Annotated in this window: 14 protein-coding genes; 9 read left to right on the top strand and 5 right to left on the bottom strand. The window is 72.9% G+C overall.

Going from position 1 to position 16,916, the window contains the following annotated elements; genetic code table 11:
* Positions 1–98: 98 nt before the first annotated feature.
* Positions 99–344 carry a hypothetical protein gene (locus tag EU555_RS06825; protein WP_135413904.1) on the top strand — a complete coding sequence of 82 codons (246 nt, stop codon included), beginning with the start codon at positions 99–101 and terminating at the stop codon, positions 342–344.
* A 55-nt stretch (positions 345–399) separates the two neighbouring features.
* Here EU555_RS06825 and EU555_RS06820 read toward each other — a convergent pair whose 3' ends face one another.
* Complete coding sequence (locus EU555_RS06820; protein WP_135413903.1) at positions 400–963, bottom strand: thioesterase family protein; 564 nt, start codon at positions 961–963, stop codon at positions 400–402.
* Positions 964–1,199: 236 nt separating this feature from the next.
* Between EU555_RS06820 and EU555_RS06815 the strand changes: the two genes are divergently transcribed.
* Positions 1,200–2,618, top strand: a complete 1,419-nt coding sequence (locus tag EU555_RS06815) for an FAD-binding oxidoreductase (RefSeq protein ID WP_135413902.1) — start codon at positions 1,200–1,202, stop codon at positions 2,616–2,618.
* 37 nt (positions 2,619–2,655) lie between these two features.
* On the opposite strand, the gene EU555_RS06810 is transcribed toward EU555_RS06815, so the two are convergent.
* Positions 2,656–3,582, bottom strand: a complete 927-nt coding sequence (locus tag EU555_RS06810) for a LysR family transcriptional regulator (protein ID WP_135413966.1) — start codon at positions 3,580–3,582, stop codon at positions 2,656–2,658.
* A gap of 200 nt (positions 3,583–3,782) precedes the next feature.
* Here EU555_RS06810 and EU555_RS06805 point away from each other — a divergent pair, with 200 nt between their 5' ends.
* From EU555_RS06805 to EU555_RS06780, 6 genes are all read left to right on the top strand, one after another.
* On the top strand, positions 3,783–4,757 hold the full coding sequence (locus EU555_RS06805; protein WP_135413901.1) for an FIG domain-containing protein: 975 nt from the start codon (positions 3,783–3,785) through the stop codon (positions 4,755–4,757).
* Between the two features lie 2 nt (positions 4,758–4,759).
* A complete protein-coding gene (locus tag EU555_RS06800; protein ID WP_135413900.1) occupies positions 4,760–5,620 on the top strand; it encodes a phosphoribulokinase in 861 nt (286 codons plus the stop codon).
* A 657-nt stretch (positions 5,621–6,277) separates the two neighbouring features.
* Positions 6,278–8,050: an ethylbenzene dehydrogenase-related protein gene (locus tag EU555_RS06795; RefSeq protein ID WP_135413899.1), complete on the top strand. Its 1,773-nt coding sequence runs from the start codon at positions 6,278–6,280 to the stop codon at positions 8,048–8,050.
* Between the two features lie 16 nt (positions 8,051–8,066).
* Complete coding sequence (locus EU555_RS06790; protein WP_135413898.1) at positions 8,067–9,104, top strand: 2Fe-2S iron-sulfur cluster-binding protein; 1,038 nt, start codon at positions 8,067–8,069, stop codon at positions 9,102–9,104.
* Between the two features lie 165 nt (positions 9,105–9,269).
* On the top strand, positions 9,270–10,079 hold the full coding sequence (locus EU555_RS06785) for a PstS family phosphate ABC transporter substrate-binding protein (RefSeq protein WP_135413897.1): 810 nt from the start codon (positions 9,270–9,272) through the stop codon (positions 10,077–10,079).
* Entirely contained in the window at positions 10,076–12,937 is a 2,862-nt protein-coding gene (locus EU555_RS06780; protein ID WP_135413896.1) for a putative bifunctional diguanylate cyclase/phosphodiesterase, read from the top strand. The genes EU555_RS06785 and EU555_RS06780 overlap by 4 nt, the downstream gene beginning before the upstream one ends.
* A 183-nt stretch (positions 12,938–13,120) precedes the next feature.
* On the opposite strand, the gene gcvA is transcribed toward EU555_RS06780, so the two are convergent.
* A complete protein-coding gene (gene gcvA / locus EU555_RS06775; RefSeq protein WP_135413895.1) occupies positions 13,121–14,005 on the bottom strand; it encodes a transcriptional regulator GcvA in 885 nt (294 codons plus the stop codon).
* A gap of 95 nt (positions 14,006–14,100) precedes the next feature.
* Here gcvA and EU555_RS06770 point away from each other — a divergent pair, with 95 nt between their 5' ends.
* Complete coding sequence (locus tag EU555_RS06770) at positions 14,101–15,363, top strand: MFS transporter (protein ID WP_135413894.1); 1,263 nt, start codon at positions 14,101–14,103, stop codon at positions 15,361–15,363.
* A gap of 11 nt (positions 15,364–15,374) precedes the next feature.
* Here the strand turns inward: EU555_RS06770 and EU555_RS06765 are convergent, their stop codons facing one another.
* Both EU555_RS06765 and EU555_RS06760 read right to left on the bottom strand, forming a co-directional pair.
* On the bottom strand, positions 15,375–15,896 hold the full coding sequence (locus EU555_RS06765; RefSeq protein WP_167858466.1) for an NUDIX hydrolase: 522 nt from the start codon (positions 15,894–15,896) through the stop codon (positions 15,375–15,377).
* A gap of 8 nt (positions 15,897–15,904) precedes the next feature.
* Positions 15,905–16,909: an inorganic phosphate transporter gene (locus tag EU555_RS06760; RefSeq protein ID WP_135413893.1), complete on the bottom strand. Its 1,005-nt coding sequence runs from the start codon at positions 16,907–16,909 to the stop codon at positions 15,905–15,907.
* Between the last annotated feature and the right edge of the window lie 7 nt (positions 16,910–16,916).

The raw sequence follows: 16,916 nt of genomic DNA, 5'->3' as shown, positions 1-16,916 counted from the left end.
CGAGGGTGGCGCGCGCATACATCCGCGTGAGGCGCCGGAACCTTGCAGGGGGCTCGGCGTCGTCCCACACATTTGCCCCTCACACGGAGAGGATTCCGATGCGCGCCCACAGCCTCCTGATCCTGAGCGTGACGCTCGCCGCGCCACTCCCGGCCCTGGCCCAGAACCAGGTGCCGATCAGCCGCTCCGAACGGACCGTCGAAGGCATCAACCGGTCGATCGAGTCCAACAGCGAGATCCGCGGCATCCAGCAGCAGAACCGCTTCGAGAACAACCAGATCCGGGGCGACATTCAGCGCCAGCAGAGCATGCCGCAGCCGCCGGTCGTCGTCCCGCGGCGCTGAAGCGCCGGTTCGCGTTTCTCGCCGCCGAGGGCGCCGGCTGGGGCGCCGGCTCGCGTCAGTGCCGGACCCGGACGCCGGCGGCCGCGAAGGCCACGGTGTCCGGCCGCGGATGGCCGCGGGACGGGATGCCGATCACCCGGCCGAGATCGTCCGGCCGCGGCAGCCGGGCATGCGAGCCGAGCATGACGGCGAGATTGGCCTGGATGTCCTCCGGGAACGGCGCCACGCGCCGCGTCGCCGGATCGACGTGGAGCGAGAGGTTCTCGGAGGTCGCGGCGACCCAGCCCTCGGTGGCGTGCCGGATCTCGGAATAGAAGTGCAGCCGCTTCTCGTCGAAGGCGATGAGCTGGAGCGTCACCCGCACCGGATCGTCGAGCACCAGCTCGCGGCGGTAGCGCACATGGACCTCGGCCGCGAAGGTCGTGCCCCGTCCGGCCTCCATGTAGTCCGGCCCGAGGCCGACGACGCCGAACGCCTCGTCCACCGCCCGGTCGAACAGGACGTGGTAGTAGGCCATGTTCAGGTGGCCGTTGTAGTCGATCCAGCCCGGCTCGATCGCCATCGTCGACGACACGAACGGCGCGAAGAAGAAGACCGATGCGGGACGGTCGTCAGCCATTGTGGGGCTCCCGTTCAGGCGCAGGCGGGATGACAAGGGCGCCCAGGGACGTACCACGCCTCTCCGGGGGATGCACCCCCGGATGCGTTGCACCTTGGGGCAAGGTGTCAGCTCCGCAGCGCACTTCTCCGTGACCGGGGCCCCGGATATGCCGGGCCGGACGCGGCTGCTAGAGTGGCCGGCAAAAGGCCGGGCCCGCCCGGTCGCGAGAATCCGTCCGGGAGGTCGATTGTCCCATGAACGCCCTGAGTCCCGCCCCCGCCCGCGAGCGCCCGTCGCCTGAGACCGTCGCGGCGGTGATCCGCGAGCTGACGGCGCAGTTCGGCAACCGCGTCGTCACCTCGCAGGCGGTGCGCGAGCAGCATGGCAGCACCCTGACCTGGGTCGCCAACCAGCCGCCGGACGCGGTGGTCTATGCCGGGAGCACCGAGGACGTGCAGGCGGTGGTGCGGGTCTGCGCCGCCCACAAGATGCCGGTCATCGCCTTCGGCACCGGCACCTCGCTCGAGGGCCACGTCAACGCGCCGTATGGCGGCATCTCGATCGACCTGAGCAGCATGAACAAGGTGCTGGCGGTCCATGCCGAGGACCTCGACTGCGTCGTCCAGCCCGGCGTGACCCGCAAGGCGGTGAACGAGCACCTGCGCGACCAGGGCCTGTTCTTCCCGATCGACCCGGGCGCCGACGCCTCCCTCGGCGGCATGGCGGCGACCCGGGCGTCCGGCACCAACGCGGTGCGCTACGGCACGATGAAGGACAACGTCCTCTCGCTCACCGCCGTGATGCCGAACGGCGACGTCGTCCGCACCAGCCCGCGGGCGCGCAAGACCTCGGCCGGCTACGACCTCACCCGGCTGCTGGTGGGGTCCGAGGGCACCTTCGGCATCATCACCGAGCTGACGCTCAAGCTCGCCGGCATTCCGGAGGCGATCTCCGCCGGCGTGTGCCCCTTCCCGACCATCAAGGCGGCCTGCGACGCCGTCATCGTGACGATCCAGTCCGGCCTGCCGGTGGCGCGCATCGAGCTCCTCGACGAGGTCCAGGTCGCGGCCTGCAACGCCTACTCGAAGCTGACCCTGCCGGAGACCCCGCTGCTCCTGGTCGAGTTCCACGGCTCGGATGCCAGCGTGCGCGAGCAGGCCGAGCGCTTCGGCGAGATCGCGGCGGAGTTCGAGGGCGGTCCCTACGAGTGGGCGACGAAGGCGGAGGACCGCACCCGGCTCTGGCAGGCCCGCCACGACGTCTACTGGGCGGCGGTCGGCCTGCGCCCGGGCGCGCGGGTCATCGCCACCGACGTCTGCGTGCCGATCTCGCGGCTCGCCGAATGCGTCGACGAGACCAAGCGCGACATCGTCGAGAGCGGCATCACGGCGCCGATCGCCGGCCATGTCGGCGACGGCAACTTCCACACCTCGCCGCTCGTGATGATGGACGATCCCGACGAGATCGCCCGGGTCACCGGCTTCATCGAGCGCCTGGTCGCCCGCGCCATCGCCATGGAGGGCACCTGCACCGGCGAGCACGGCATCGGGCAGAAGAAGATGCGCTTCATGGAGCTGGAGCACGGGCCGGAGGCGCTCAACCTGATGCGGACCCTCAAGCGGGCGATCGACCCGGACAACATCATGAATCCCGGGAAGGTGGTGACGGTGTAGGGCTGGCCCCGGCGGACCCGGTGGCGCAGCGACAGCGTCACCGGGTGGAACCCGGCAGAGCCGGCAGCCAGGCGGCGCCCTCCCCCACCAGGAAATCCCAGAACGCCTGTCCGGCGGGGCTCAGGACCTTGTCGGCCCTGCGGACCGCGTACCAGTCGCGGCGGATCGGCAGGCCCGCGACGTCGAGGAGGACGAGGCGGCCCTCCGCCACCTCGGCCGCCACGGTGTGGCCCGAGATCAGCGCGATGCCGAGGCCCGCCATCACGGTCTGCTTGATGGTCTCGTTCGAGCCGCTGTCGATGCCGATGCGGGCGCGCCGGATCAGCAGGCCGGCCATGAACTCCTCGAACACCGTGCGGGTGCCCGAGCCGTATTCCCGCACCAGGAACGGCTCCTCGGCGAGCTCCTCCCGGGTCAGGCCGTCCCGCCCGGCGAAGCGGTGGCCGGGCGGGGCGATCACCACCAGGGGATGGGGTCCGAACCGCTCGGCGGTGATCGGGAAGTCCCGGGGCGGCCGGCCCATGAGCGCGAGGTCGACCCGGTAGTCGCGCAGGGCCTCGACCGTGGCGCCCCGGTTGCCGACCACGAGGTCGATCTCGACGCCCGGATGCGCGTGCACGAAGCCGCCGACGATGCGGGGCGCGAAGTACTTGGCCGTCGACACGACGCCGACCGAGACCCGGCCGCCGCTGCCGCCGCGCAGGGTCCGCAGGCGCTCGGTGCAGGTCTCCAGCACGGTCCCGATGCTGTCGATGGCCCAGAGCAGCTCGCGGCCGGCATCGGTCGGCTTGAGGCCCGCATGGGTGCGGTCGAACAGCAGGAGGCCGATCTCGTCCTCGAGCCCCTTGATCCGCGCCGTCAGCGCCGCGGGGGTCACGTTCAGCTCCTGGGCCGCCCGGGTCATGGTGCCGAGCCGCGCGATCGCCGCCACCGCGTGGAGCTGCTTGAGGGAGAGGTTGCGAATCCGGTCCTGCGCCATCCGCTCCTCGGCCGCGAGTCGTCCTTGAGAGCCCGATCCGACATCGCGGCCGGCGGCGCATCCCGTACTTCGGGACAGGATGACGGAACCCGGGCCGGGCGCCTAATCTGCCGGGACCGGACACGGGCAGGCCCGACCGGAGACGGGCTGGCCCGAAACGTCAGGACATGCTCGGAGACACGGACATGCTGCTGAGCGCCCGCATCGACGCGACCCCACCGCGGCGGGGGACGGCCGCACCGGCCGCCGGACAGGTCGCCGCCGGACAGGTCGCCGCCGGCCAGGTCGCCATCGGACAGGTCGCCGCCGCCCTCGCGGCCGCCGCCGCGGCGACGGCCCACGCCCTCGCGGTGGCCCCTCCCCGGGACGCTCCGGCCGCCGCCCGCCGGGCCTTCGCGGAGGCCCTGCGGGACGCCGAGGTCGCGGCGATCGCCTGGCGCGACCGGGAGGCCCCTGAGCCGTGGACGCCCGGGGCCGCCCTCGTCCTGTCCTTAAGCCCGCTCGAAGGGGCCGACGACCTCGACGGCGGCATGCCGGCCGGCACCCTGTTCTCCTTACGGCTCGCAGGCCCGGACGCGGAGGCGGCCTTTCTGGCGCCCGGCCGGACGCAGGTGGCGGCGGGCTTCGTCACCTACGGGCCGCGCACCCTCCTGACCCTGACGGACGGGGCCGCCACCACGACCCGGGTCCTCGACCCGCGCAGCGGCGCCTTCCGGCCCCTCGCGATGCCGGTCCGCATGCCGCAAGAGGGCCGGCACGGCGATGCCTGGGGCCGGCACGGCGACGAGCGGGGCCGGGACGTCGCCGCGGCCTGGTGCGGATCCCTTGCCTGGTGCGGATCCCTGGCGGCCGCGGCGCAACGGGTGCTCGCCCGCGGCGGGCTGCATCTCTGCCCGGCGGAGACCGGAAGGGAGGCCGGGACCGTCCGGCTCGTCCACGAGGCGGCGCCGGTGGCGCTCGCGATCGAGGCCGCCGGCGGCGCCGCCACGGACGGGCGCGGGCGTGCGATCCTCGACCTCGCCGCCGCCGACCTGGATCAGGACACGCCCTTCGCCTTCGGGTCGGCCCGGGATGTGGCGGACCTCGCCCGCCGCCGCGACGAGGTCCGCGACGCCGGGCGCTCGCCGCTCTTCGCCCGCCGCGGCCTGCTGCGGACCTGACGGTGTCGGCGCTCCACCCGATCGTGTCGGTCACCGGGTCGTCCGGCTCCGGCACCACCTCGGTGCGCAACACCTTCGACCAGATCTTCCGCCGCGAGGGCGTGACGGCGGCCTTCATCGAGGGCGACGCCTTCCACGCCCTCGACCGGGCGGCGATGCGCGAGGCGATGGCCCGCGAGCCGACCCTGAGCCATTTCGGCGAGCGGGCGAACCTGCTCGCCGAGCTCGAGGCGGTGTTCCGCCAGTACGGCGCGTCCGGGCGCGGCCGCACCCGCCACTACGTGCACGACGCGGAGGATGCCGCGCGCTTCGGCGCGGCGCCCGGCACCTTCACGCCCTGGGAGCCGTTTCCCGAGGGCTCCGACCTGCTGTTCTACGAGGGCCTGCACGGTGCGCTCGCCAACGAGCGCGTCGACATCGCGGGACACGCCGACCTCAAGATCGGCGTGGTGCCGGTGATCAACCTCGAATGGATCCAGAAGCTCCACCGCGACAAGGCCGCGCGGGGCTATTCCATCGAGGCGGTGACCGACGTGATCCTGCGCCGGATGCCCGACTACGTGACCACCATCTGCCCGCAATTCACCAACACGGACATCAACTTCCAGCGCATCCCGACGGTCGACACCTCGAACCCGTTCATCGCCCGCTGGATCCCGACCGCCGACGAGTCGATGGTGGTGATCCGCTTCCGCGACCCGAAGGGCATCGACTTTCCCTACCTGATCTCGATGATCGCCGGCAGCTTCATGTCGCGGGCGAACTCGGTGGTGATCCCGGGCGGCAAGCTCGACCTCGCGATGCAGCTGATCCTGACCCCGATGATCCTCCGCCTGGTCGAGCGCCGGCGCCGCCTGCTGTAGCGGCGCGCACCGAACCCCGGCAGGCGCCCGCCGCCGACGTGGCAGGCGGCGGCCGCCCGGATCGCGGAGCGCGCACCCTCCCGTCCCGCGCAGCGGCTCGCATCCCGGTCGGCGCGGACGACCGCAGCCGGGGCTGCCGCGACCCGCTCGCTGACCGGGCCGAACCCGCCCCGGCGAGCAACCGCCCGGGTCCGCCCGCGACGGCGGCGATCGTCGGGTCGCTCCTGCGGATCGGCCCGCGTCGGACCGCGGCAGCCCGGGGGCGACGGTGTCGTCCGGGGACCCCGGAGGCTCATCCGCGGCACGGGTCTCCCGGGACGGGACGGCACCGTCCGCCGGGACGCTGACGAGGCGGGCAGGACGATTGGCACCGATGCGGGCCGAAAGCTGTCCCCAGGGTCAACCCGAAATATGACCCGGAAAGAAAAACCCGCCGCAGCGCCGCCATCGCCGAACGTCGACGCATCGTGCCGCTCGCCCAGCGTTTCCCCCGCCTGCGCGCGTCCAGGCATCATCCTCCGAGTGGAGCTTGGGTTTTTTTTTAACGATTATCTAACTTGGCCGTAGCGGATCGTCGGCAATCGTGATAAATCAATTTTTAACAAGATCTTGAAAAATTCCGATCGGTCGATTTACGACGAAGATCAGGGGCTTTGCATGTCGGACCAGCTGACCCTCTCGCGGCGCTCGCCCGACGCAGCTGACGCAGTCCCGGCACCGCGAGGGACGCCGGCAAGCCCGTCCGACCGGCGTCCGCGCTCCGATACGGGCACGATCGTCATCCACTGGGTCGTCGCGATCGCGATGGTCGCGAGCCTGATCACGGGCCTGCGGATTTCCGCCGACGCGCCCGTCGCCCGGACGGCGAAGTTCCTGGCGCCCCTGCTGCCCCAGGGCGAGGTCTGGACGGTTCATTTCGTGGCGGGTCTCAGCCTGTTCTTCGGCATCACCGCCTACGTCGTCTACCTCGTGCGCGGGCGGCTCACCGACCGCAACGGCCTCTCGCGCCTGCGCGCGATCCTCGTCGGCGGGCGCAGCACGATGGCCCGCAAGGCGCGCTGGGGCGGCATCAATGTCGCGCTGCACTGGCTGATCTACGCCGTCACCCTCGTCCTCACCGCGACCGGCGTCGCGCTCTATCTCGGCTACGGCGGCTGGGTGGTGTGGCTGCACGCCACCTGCGCGCTGGTGTCGCTGGCCTACATCGCGGTGCACACCCTGGCGCATTTCCTCTACGGCGGCCTGTGGCAGCTCCTGCGGCTGTTCCGCCCGGCACCCCTGGCGGACGGCGCGGTGCGGCGGCGCCGGCCCCTGCTGGCGGCCGCGTCCCTCGGCATCCCGGTCGTGGGCGGCCTCGCCTTCGCCGATATCGGCGGCCGCTCGACCCTGGTCGTCGACAAGGTGCCGGCCGGCCCCGACCTCGGCAGGCTCCTCGACGACCCGGTCTGGCGCACGGCCCGGCCCGTCTCGGTCAGGACGATGCAGGGCGCCAATTTCGGCGGCACCGGCGAGACCACCGTCGAGATCCGCGCCGTGCGGGACGACGCCACCATCTACTTCGCCTTCCGCTGGTGGGACCCGTCGCAGTCGCTCAAGCGCGTCCCGCTGATCAAGCGGGAGGACGGCTGGCACGTCATGGACGCCGACGCGGCGCGGGCGGACGTGACCGCCTATTACGAGGACAAGCTCGCGGTGATCTTCTCGCGCTCCGACGCCTTCGGCAGCGGCGGCTCGACCCATCTCGGCCCGAAACCCCTGCCCGACGCGCCGGCGCCGATGAACGGCCGCGGCTACCACTACACCACGGACGGCAGCTACATCGACATGTGGCAGTGGAAGGCGGCCCGCGGCGGCATGCTCGGCGTGGTCGAGGACATGCATATCGGCCCGCCGATCGACCCGACCGCGGCCGAGCGCGCCGTCAAGGGCCGCTACCAGGCCGGCTACTGGGGCGATCCCGGCACCAGCACCTATCGCTACAACTTCCGCTTCGAGGGGCCGGGCGGGTACGCGGCCGCCGTCGAGCCGCTGCGCCTGCCCAAGGACTGGCGCGCCACGGTCGCCAGGCTCGGCACCGTCGACCTGTCGCCGGACGCCGCCAGCTCCGAGGGCGCGCAGTGGTGGATGGTCGAGAAGACCGAGACGGTGCCCTATTCCGCCGCCCTCGACGCGGAGATCCCGGTCGGCACCGTGATGCCGGGCGTGCTGATCACGGACGGCTATTCCGGCGACCGCGCCGGCATCTCGGCCGCCGCGCACTGGGCCGACGACCACTGGACGCTGGTGGCCTCGCGCAAGATCGCGACCGGCAGCAAGTACGACGTCGACTTCCTGCCCGGCAACACCTTCTACCTCTACGTCTCGGCCTTCGACCACACGCAGACGCGCCACACCCGGCACATGCGTCCGGTCGAAGTGCTGCTGCGCTGAACCGGGACGAACCGCCATGGCCCAACCCCTCGCCCTGGTGATCAACGGCCGGCGCATCGCGGCCCGGGCCGGGCAGACCCTGCTCGAGGCGGGCCTGGCCGGCGGGCGCGTGATCCCGCACGACTGCGCCACCGGGCAGTGCGACACCTGCCGCGTCCGAATCCATGCCGGGACGGTCGACGACGCGGGCACGCGCATCGGCGAGACCGTGCTGGCCTGCCGGGCCCGGCTCACCAGCGAGACCGTCATCGAGTTCGACGAGGTGCCGGACGTCGTCCGGCGCAGCGGCAGCGTGGAGCGGGTGGTCGCGCTCACGCCCGACATCGTCGAGGTCACGGTGGCCTTGCGCAAGCGCCTCGCCTACCTGCCCGGGCAATATGTCCGTGTCACCTTCGCGGGCCTGCCGCCGCGGGACTACAGCCCGAGCCTGCGGGCGGACGGATCGGGCGAGCTGCACGAGCTGGTCTTCCAGATCCGCCGCCAGGAGGGCGGCGCCGTCTCCCCCCATCTCGGGCAGCGGGTCGGCGCCGGGCACGCGGTGAAGGTCGAGGGGCCGTTCGGCCAGGCCTTCCACCGGCTCGGGCGCGGGCGCCTCGTCATCGTCTCGTCCGGGGTCGGCTGGGCGCCGGCTTGGGCGGTGGCGCGGGCGAGCCGCCTGCGCGAGCCGGAGCGCGGTCTCGTGGTCGTCGCCGGCGGGCGGCACCCGCAGAACCTCTACATGCGCCCGGCGCTCGACTGGCTGCGCGAGCGGGGCGTCACCACGATCCTGACCTGCAGCGGGAGCAATCCGCCGGCCGACGCGCGGCCCGGCCGGCCGACGCTCCACCTGCCGATGCTGACGGCGGACGACACCGTCCTGGCGGCCGGCGCCCCCGGGATGGTCGCGGCGGTCCAGTTCCTGGCCGCGGCGGCCGGCGCGACCTGCTACGCCGACCCGTTCCACGCCGCCGAGCGAGGATCCGCCAGCAAGGAGCCGCCGACGACGAACTTCATCCAGCGTCTTCTGCGGCGGATGTCGCGGGATCACGGCGTCGAGGCCGACCTGCCGACGTGAGCGGAGGTGCAGCCTGGATTGTCGCTCGAGATTTTGCTCCACGTTGTTTTCGGGGGCGGTCCGGCGATCGCTTTCGCGAAGGATGATTAGCGGTCTGTTAACTAATCACCTATGCTGCCTGACCCGGTGATTGGAATTTAAAGGTTTGGGCCGCAGAGTGCGGTCATGGCACAAGCATTCATCAGGATCCGCAAGGTCTGCGTCGCCGCGCTCCTCACCGTCACCCTGGCGACCGGGGGGCAGGCAGAGGAGCTCGCCGTCGTCGGGACGGGTGACGGGATCGAGATGCTGCAGGCGCTGGCGACCGCCTACAATGCCGAGCCGGGCGAGACCCGCATCGCGGTGCCGCCGAGCATCGGCTCCGGCGGGGCGGTGGCGGCGGTAGGCGGCGAGCGCCAGAAGCTCGGCCGGGTGGCGCGTCCGCTCACGGAGGCCGAGAAGGCGCAGGGCCTGGTCGAGGTCCCGCTCGTGCGCATCCCCTCCGCGATCTTCGTCCACCGGGACGCCGGGGTGACGGGCCTGACGAGCGACCAGGTGGCGGGTATCTTCTCGGGACGGATCGAGAACTGGAACGCGGTCGGCGGCCCCGACCTCAGGATCCGGGTGGTCCGGCGCGAGGAGACGGACAGCACCCTCGCGGTGCTGCGCGCGAGCATGCCGGGCTGGCGCGACCTCGTCCTCACCACGCGCTCCAAGACCGCGACGACGACCCAGGACGCCGTCGAGACGGTGCGGCAGACCCCCGGCGCGATCGGCTTCGGGCCATTCTCCCCGGCCCTGGCGGGGACCATGACGGTCCTGGCGATCGACGGCCACGCCCCGCGCGATCCCGGCTATCCGAGTGCCGTGACCCTCGCGCTGATCTACAAGGCGGCCACCCGGGACGCGGCCTCCGCCGCCTTCCTCGCCTTCGCCACCTCCGAGCGTGCGGGGCGGCTGCTGGCGGAGCGGGGCGGCGCTCCGCTCAAGCCGTGACCCGCCCCCCGTTCCTGCGGACCCTGCGCGCGCGCCTCGTCGGCGCGACGGTCTCGACGGCCGCCATCGCGCTCGCCGTGCTCGTCTCCCTCGTGGCGCTCCGGTCCGGACAGACGCTGAGCGAACAGGCCCGGGAGGTGTCGAGCTGGTCGGAATCGCAGCTCTCCGGGCGCCTCCTCAGCGACGCCAAGCTCGCGGCCTCCCGCCTCCAGATCCAGCGCGAGGACGTGGAGCGCCGCTTCGCCACGCTCGCCAGGCGCTGGGACGTGGCGAAGGCGGTGTTCTCCGGCAACACGGTGGCGGCCTCCGAGCTCCTGCGGCCGGCCCTCGCGCTGGCCGACCTCGACGGGGTGATCGCCTTCGACCTGAACCTGCGCGCCCTGACCGCCGACCGGGTCGACGCCGACCTCCTCTCGGCCAATGCGGGCCTCGCCCGGACACCCCTTTCGGCCGCCCTGCGGACGATGATGGCCCGGAACGACCGCGAGCGGTCGACCGGGTTCGTGCTCAGCCTGCGCTGGGACGAGGCGCTCGCCCGGGCGCTGGCCGCGGACGAGACCGGCACCGTGGTTGACGTCCTCGGTCAGCCGCTGTTCGACGATTTCGGCGAGGTGGTCGGCGGGCTCGTCGGCTACCGCGTCCTGCGCCCGCGGGAGCCGACGCTGGCGGCGTTCTCGGCCCTGAGCGGACGCGACGTGCTGATCGTGGCCGGCCCGCGCCTGCTCTCCTCGGCGGGCGCCGAGCGCAACGGCGTCGTGCTGGGTGAGCCCTCGGGGGCGGGCCTGCGGGCCGTCGCCGGGGCCGACAAGGTCGCGCGGTGCATCCCCATGGCGCCGAGCCTCCGGATATGCGCCGCGGCCCCCTTGCGGGAGCTCGAGCAGCTCACCGGCAAGGTCGTCAGCATCGGCGAGGGCAGCTCCCGCTCGCTCCTCAGCACCCTCTGGGCTTTCGCGGGCCTCACCCTGCTCCTCGTCGCGGTGGTGCTGCTGATCCTGTCGAGCCGCATCACCCGCCCGCTCGTCCGGATCGCCGAGACGGTGTCCGAGGTCGCCCGGGGCAACTGGCACGTCGCGGTGCCGGAGGTCGGCCGCAAGGACGAGGTCGGCGACATCGCCCGGGCCGTCGTGGTCCTCGAGCACTCCCTGGCCGAGCGCGACCAGCTGCGGGACGACGTCTTCCGGCAGAATGCGGCCCTGACCGAGCGCGAGGGCCAGCTTCAGGAGCAGAACGCGCGGTTCGACGCGGCCTTGAACAACATGTCCCAGGGCCTGTGCATGTTCAGCGCCAACGGCCGCCTCAAGGTGTTCAACGCGCAGTTCCTGCGCATCTACGGGATCGCCCAGGGCGCGCTCGCGTCCGACCCGACCCACGCCGAGGTCCGGAGGCTGGCCGGCCTGGCGGAGGCGCCGGGCACCGGGACCGTCCCGCCGGGCCCGACCGCGACCGCGACCCTCGCGGACGGGCGCTGCGTCGCGATCCGGGTCCAGCCGATGGCCGACGGCGGCTGGGTGGAGACCCACGAGGACGTGACCGCGAGCGTGCGCGCCCAGGCGCGCATCACCCACCTGGCGACCCACGACGCCCTGACCGGGCTCCCGAACCGCGTCCTCCTGGCCGAGCGCATGGCCGCGGCCATCTCTGAGCACGGGCGGGGCGGCCGCGCAGCCGCCGTGATCTGCCTCGACCTCGACGACTTCAAGGGCATCAACGACACGCTCGGCCACCCGGCGGGGGACGAGCTCTTGCGGCAGGTCGGCCGCCGGCTGACGGCGTTGAGCCCGCCCGGCAGCACCGTCGCGCGCCTCGGCGGCGACGAGTTCGCCGTGGTCCTGTCCGGGTCCGACCTGCCGGACGCGGCGATCCGGCTGGCGGACGAGGCCCTGGTCCAGCTCAAGCGCCCGTTCCTGATCGCCGACCAGCTCGTCTCGGCCGATGCGAGCCTCGGGATCGCGGTCTCGGCGGAGGTCGACGCCGACGGCGACCACCTGCTGCGCCGCGCCGACCTCGCCCTCTACGCCGCCAAGGCGGAGGGCGGCCGGCGGGTGCGCGTCTTCGAACCGGACATGGAGGAGCGCCAGCACCAGCGCCGCTGGCTGGAACGCGAGCTGAAGCTCGCGATCGAGAGCGGGCAGATCGCCCTGCACTACCAGCCGCTGTTCGACCTGACGACGAATGCGGTGACCGGCCTCGAGGCGCTCGCCCGCTGGCACCATCCGGAGCGAGGATGGATCTCGCCGGGCGAGTTCATTCCCGTCGCCGAGGCGACCGGCCTCATCGACGCGCTCGGCGCCTACGTCCTGCGGACGGCCTGCACCGACGCGATGGACTGGCCCGGCCACCCGCGCGTCGCGGTCAACATCTCGCCGATGCAGTTCCGCAGCGGCGACCTCGACCAGCTCGTCGAGCAGGTCCTGCGCGCGACCCGGCTGCCGAGCCGCCGCCTCGAGCTCGAGATCACCGAATCGGTCATCCTGAGCCAGGATCGGGCGACCTACGACATGCTGACCCGGCTGCGCCGCCTCGGCGTGCGGTTCTCGATGGACGATTTCGGCACCGGCTACTCGTCCCTGAGCTCCCTCAACGGCTTCCGGTTCGACAAGATCAAGCTGGACCAATCGTTCGTCCGCAACCTGCTCGAGAAGGACGAGGCCGCCGCGATCGTCCACGTCGTGGCCGAGCTCGGCCGCACCCTGCGGATCACCACCACGGCGGAGGGCGTCGAGACGCCCGAGCAGCTCGCCCGGCTGCGGGCGAGCGGGTTCTCGGAAGTCCAGGGCTACCTGCTGAGCCGGCCGCTCCCGGCCGCCGCCGTGCCCCGGTTCCTCCTGGCCCGGAACGACCTGATCGCGGCGGCCTGAGAGCCTGTTTCGAGCCTGCGGCAGGCTGTGCGACGCCGCCTCGGGCGATCGCCGGGACCGACCTGCCGGCCCCGTGTGACGGTTCGGCGATCGCGCTTCGGAACGCCCGCATGCGGCACCTGGTCGGCAGCGTCGACCGCGCCGGCGACGCGGCGCCGGCCCTGTCCGGCGAACGACCCCGCTTCAGGCTCCCGCCGCCGCGACAAGCCAGGCGCAGAACGCGCGCACGGCCGGATCCTCGGCGCGGGTCTCGGGGACGAAGGTGTGGTAGCTGCGCGCCGGCAGCGACGGGCCGGCAAAAGGCAGCGTGAGCCGGCCGGCCGCCACGTCGTCGGCGATCAGCCGCGCCGGGCCCATCGCCACGCCGAGGCCGTCCAGCGCCGCCTGGAGCGTCAGGTAGAAGTGCTCGAGCGTGACCGAGGCCTGCGGCTGCAGGTCCGGCACGCCGGCGGCGCGCAGCCATTGCGGCCAGACCTGCGTCATCGTTGCGGCATGCAGCAGGGTGTGGCGGCACAACTCCGCCGGCTCCGCGAGCGGGAGGCGCCGCAGCAGGCCCGGGCTGCAGACCGGAATACGGGTCTCGGGCAGGAAGAGCCGCCCGACATGGCCTGGCCGCGCGTCCGGACCGCCCCGAATGGCGACGTCGAACGGCTCGGCGATCTGGGCGAGGGGAACGTTCGAGGTGGTCAGCCGGACCTCGACCGCCGGGTTGGCGAGCTGGAAGGCGGAGAGGCGCGGGATCAGCCAGCGCAGGGTGAAGGTCGCGAGCGCGTTCACCCGCAGCAGGCGCGGCCGCCCGCGCTCCACCTCGCGCGCGGTCGCGAGCGCGACGCGGTCGAGGGCGGCGCCGATCTCCGCCAGGTAGCGGCGCCCGACCTCGGTGAGGACCACGCGCCGGTTGTGCCGCTCGAACAGGGGCAGCTGCAGCCACGCCTCCAGGGCCTGCACGTGCCGGCTCACCGCGCCGTGGCTGACGCCCAGCTCGGCGGCCGCGCGGGTGAAGCTGGCGTGGCGGCCCGCGGCCTCGAAGGCGCGCAGGGCGTTCAGGGGCGGCAGGCGCCGGTGCATTCGGGTCAGGTTTCCTCACGCGAGCGTCAGGATAAGACGTTTGTCAGGGGCGTGCGAGGACGCGATCGTGCGAGGGAAACGACAGCGAAAGCCCGATGTCCCTCGCTCCCGATCTCGCCTCGCCCCATCCCACCGTGCCGGACAACGATCCGCGGCGGAGCCTGCCGGGGCGGACCCTGGCGGCAGCCGGCCTCAACCACGCCCTGCACGACGGCTACACCGACCTGATCTACGTGCTGCTGCCGGTCTGGCAGGCGGAGTTCGGCCTTGGCTACGCCGCACTCGCGCTCCTGCGCACGCTCTGCACCGGCTCGCTGGCGGCCCTGCAGATTCCCTCGAGCCACCTCGCGCGGCTGTGGGGCGCGCGCCCCATGCTGGTGCTCGGCACGCTCGTGAGCGCCGCCGGCTACGCCCTCGCCGGCCTGTCGGGCGGTCTCGTCGGTCTCGGCATCGCCCTCCTGCTCGTCGGGGCCGGCTGCAGCACGCAGCATCCCCTGGCCTCGGCGGTGATCGCCCGGGCCTACGGCCGAGCGGCCCGCGGGCCGCTCGGGACCTACAACTTCGCGGGCGATCTGGGAAAAGCCGCGGTGCCGCCCGTGGTGGGCCTGCTGATGACGCTCGCGGATTGGCGCGTGGCGCTCTGGCTCGTGGCGGGGGCGGGCGCCGCCGTCGCGCTGGCGGTCGGCCTGCTGCTGCCCCGCGATCCCGTCGCGCGGGACGCGCCGTCGGACGAAAGGCGGCATGCGGTCCGCAAGGGGGGGTCGGAAACCGGCCGCACCGGCTTCGGGCTCCTCGTCGCCATCGGCATGCTCGACAACGCCGCGCGTCCCGCCTTCCTGCTCTACCTGCCGTTCCTGCTCGGGCAGAAGGGGGCGGCGCTGCCCCTCGTCGGGCTCGCGCTCTCGCTGGTGTTCATCGGCGGCGCGCTCGGCAAGGCGATCTGCGGGCGCCTGGGAGAGCGGTTCGGCGTCACCCGGACCGTCATCCTCACCGAGGTCGGGACGGCGGCGGCGATCCTGGCGGTGATCGGGCTGCCACTCCGGCCCGCCCTCGTCGTGCTGCCGCTGCTGGGCCTGCTCCTGAACGGCACCTCCTCGGTCCTCTACGGCACCGTACCGGACCTCGCGCCGGGGGGCCGGGTCGAGCAGGCCTTCGCGGTGTTCTACACCTTCACCCTCGGGGGCAGCGCGCTCGCAGCACCCCTCCTCTACGGGCGCCTCGGCGACCTCGCCGGCCCGCGCTGGGCGGCCGTGGCGGCGGCCGCGACGGCGCTCGCCGTCGTGCCGCTCATGCTCGCTCTCTCGCGCCATCTCGGCAGGGCCGCACCGCGCCGGCCCGACGCGGCCGGCCCGCGATAGGCGCCGCGCGCTCAGCCCCCCGATGGATCGCCAGCCGCCACGTCCATCAAGCGGGCGAGGTCGTGGATCAGGGCCGCCAGTTCCGGCTCCTGGACGAGCGCGGCCGCCGCCTCGCCGCTGACCCATTGCAGCTCGCGCTGCCCCTTCTCGCGCCAGTCGTCCAGGCTGCCGGTGACGGCGAGGACGTAGACCGCCACCCGGCACGGGACCATGCCGCCGTCCGGCAGGCGCTTGGCGTAGGTGTAGTGGCCGGCCGGCTCCTTGCCGATCCGCCCGATCACGCCGGCCTCCTCCCGCGCCTCGATGGCAGCGGCGCGATGGGGCTTGCGGCCCTTCATCGGCCAGCCCTTCGGGGCGATCCAGCGCCGGCTCTCACGCGAGGTCACCAGCAGCACCTCGACACCGCCATCCGCGTCGCGGCGAACCGGCAGGGCCGCGACCTGCCGCAGGGGCTTTGCCGCGCGCCTGGCTTTCGCGGCCTTGGCCGACTTCTTGGGTTTGGGCGGGGGCCGGGGCTTTTGCGGCTTCGGCACGACGGGTCTCAGGCCACCAGGGCCGTCAGGGCATAGGCGCCCGCGCCGATCAGGGCCGCCGCCGGCAGGGTCAGCACCCAGGCCACCACGATGTCGCTCGCGATCCCCCACCGCACCGCCGAGGTGCGCCGCGCCGCCCCCACGCCGACGATCGCGCCGGTAATGGTGTGGGTGGTCGAGACCGGCACCCCGAGCCAGGTCGCCCCGAACAGGGTGAGCGCCCCGCCGGTCTCGGCGCAGAAGCCCTGCATCGGGGTCAGCCGGGTGATGCGCGAGCCCATCGTGTGGACGATCCGCCAGCCGCCGAGCAGCGTGCCGGCGGCCATCGCCGCCTGGCACGACAGCACCACCCAGAGCGGCACGTGGAATTCGGATCCCAGATGGCCCTGGCTGAACAGCAGCACAGCGATGATGCCCATGGTCTTCTGCGCGTCGTTGCCGCCGTGGCCGAGGGAGTAGAGCGAGGCGGAGACGAATTGCAGGAAGCGGAACCGGCGGTCGACCGCGAAGGGCGTGGAGCGCACGCACAGCCAGGAGACGATCAGGACGAGGAGCAGGGCGAGCGCGAAGCCGAGCAGCGGCGAGAGCACGATGGCGGCCGCGGTCTTGCCGAGCCCGCCCCAGACCACCGCCTGCCAGCCGGCCTTGGCGAGCCCGGCCCCGACGAGCCCGCCGACGAGCGCGTGCGAGCTGCTCGACGGGATGCCGAGCACCCAGGTGAGCACGTTCCAGGCGATGGCGCCGGCAAGCGCGCCGAAGATCACCCGCGCATCGACGAGGCTCGCATCGACGATGCCGGTGCCGAGCGTCTGGGCGACGTGCAGGCCGAAGAACAGGAAGGCGATGAAGTTGAAGAACGCGGCCCAGAGCACGGCGTATTGCGGCCGCAGCACCCGGGTCGAGACGATGGTGGCGATCGAGTTGGCGGCGTCGTGCAGGCCGTTGAGGAAGTCGAACAGGAGCGCGACGGCGATCAGGCCGGCGAGCACCGGCAGCGAGAGGGCGGCCTCCACGATCAGC

The organism is Methylobacterium nonmethylotrophicum (assembly GCF_004745635.1).
GTDB classification, from domain to species: domain Bacteria; phylum Pseudomonadota; class Alphaproteobacteria; order Rhizobiales; family Beijerinckiaceae; genus Methylobacterium; species Methylobacterium nonmethylotrophicum.
The sequence above is the reverse complement of the archived record's forward strand: the minus strand, read 5'-3'. Positions and strand labels throughout refer to the sequence as shown.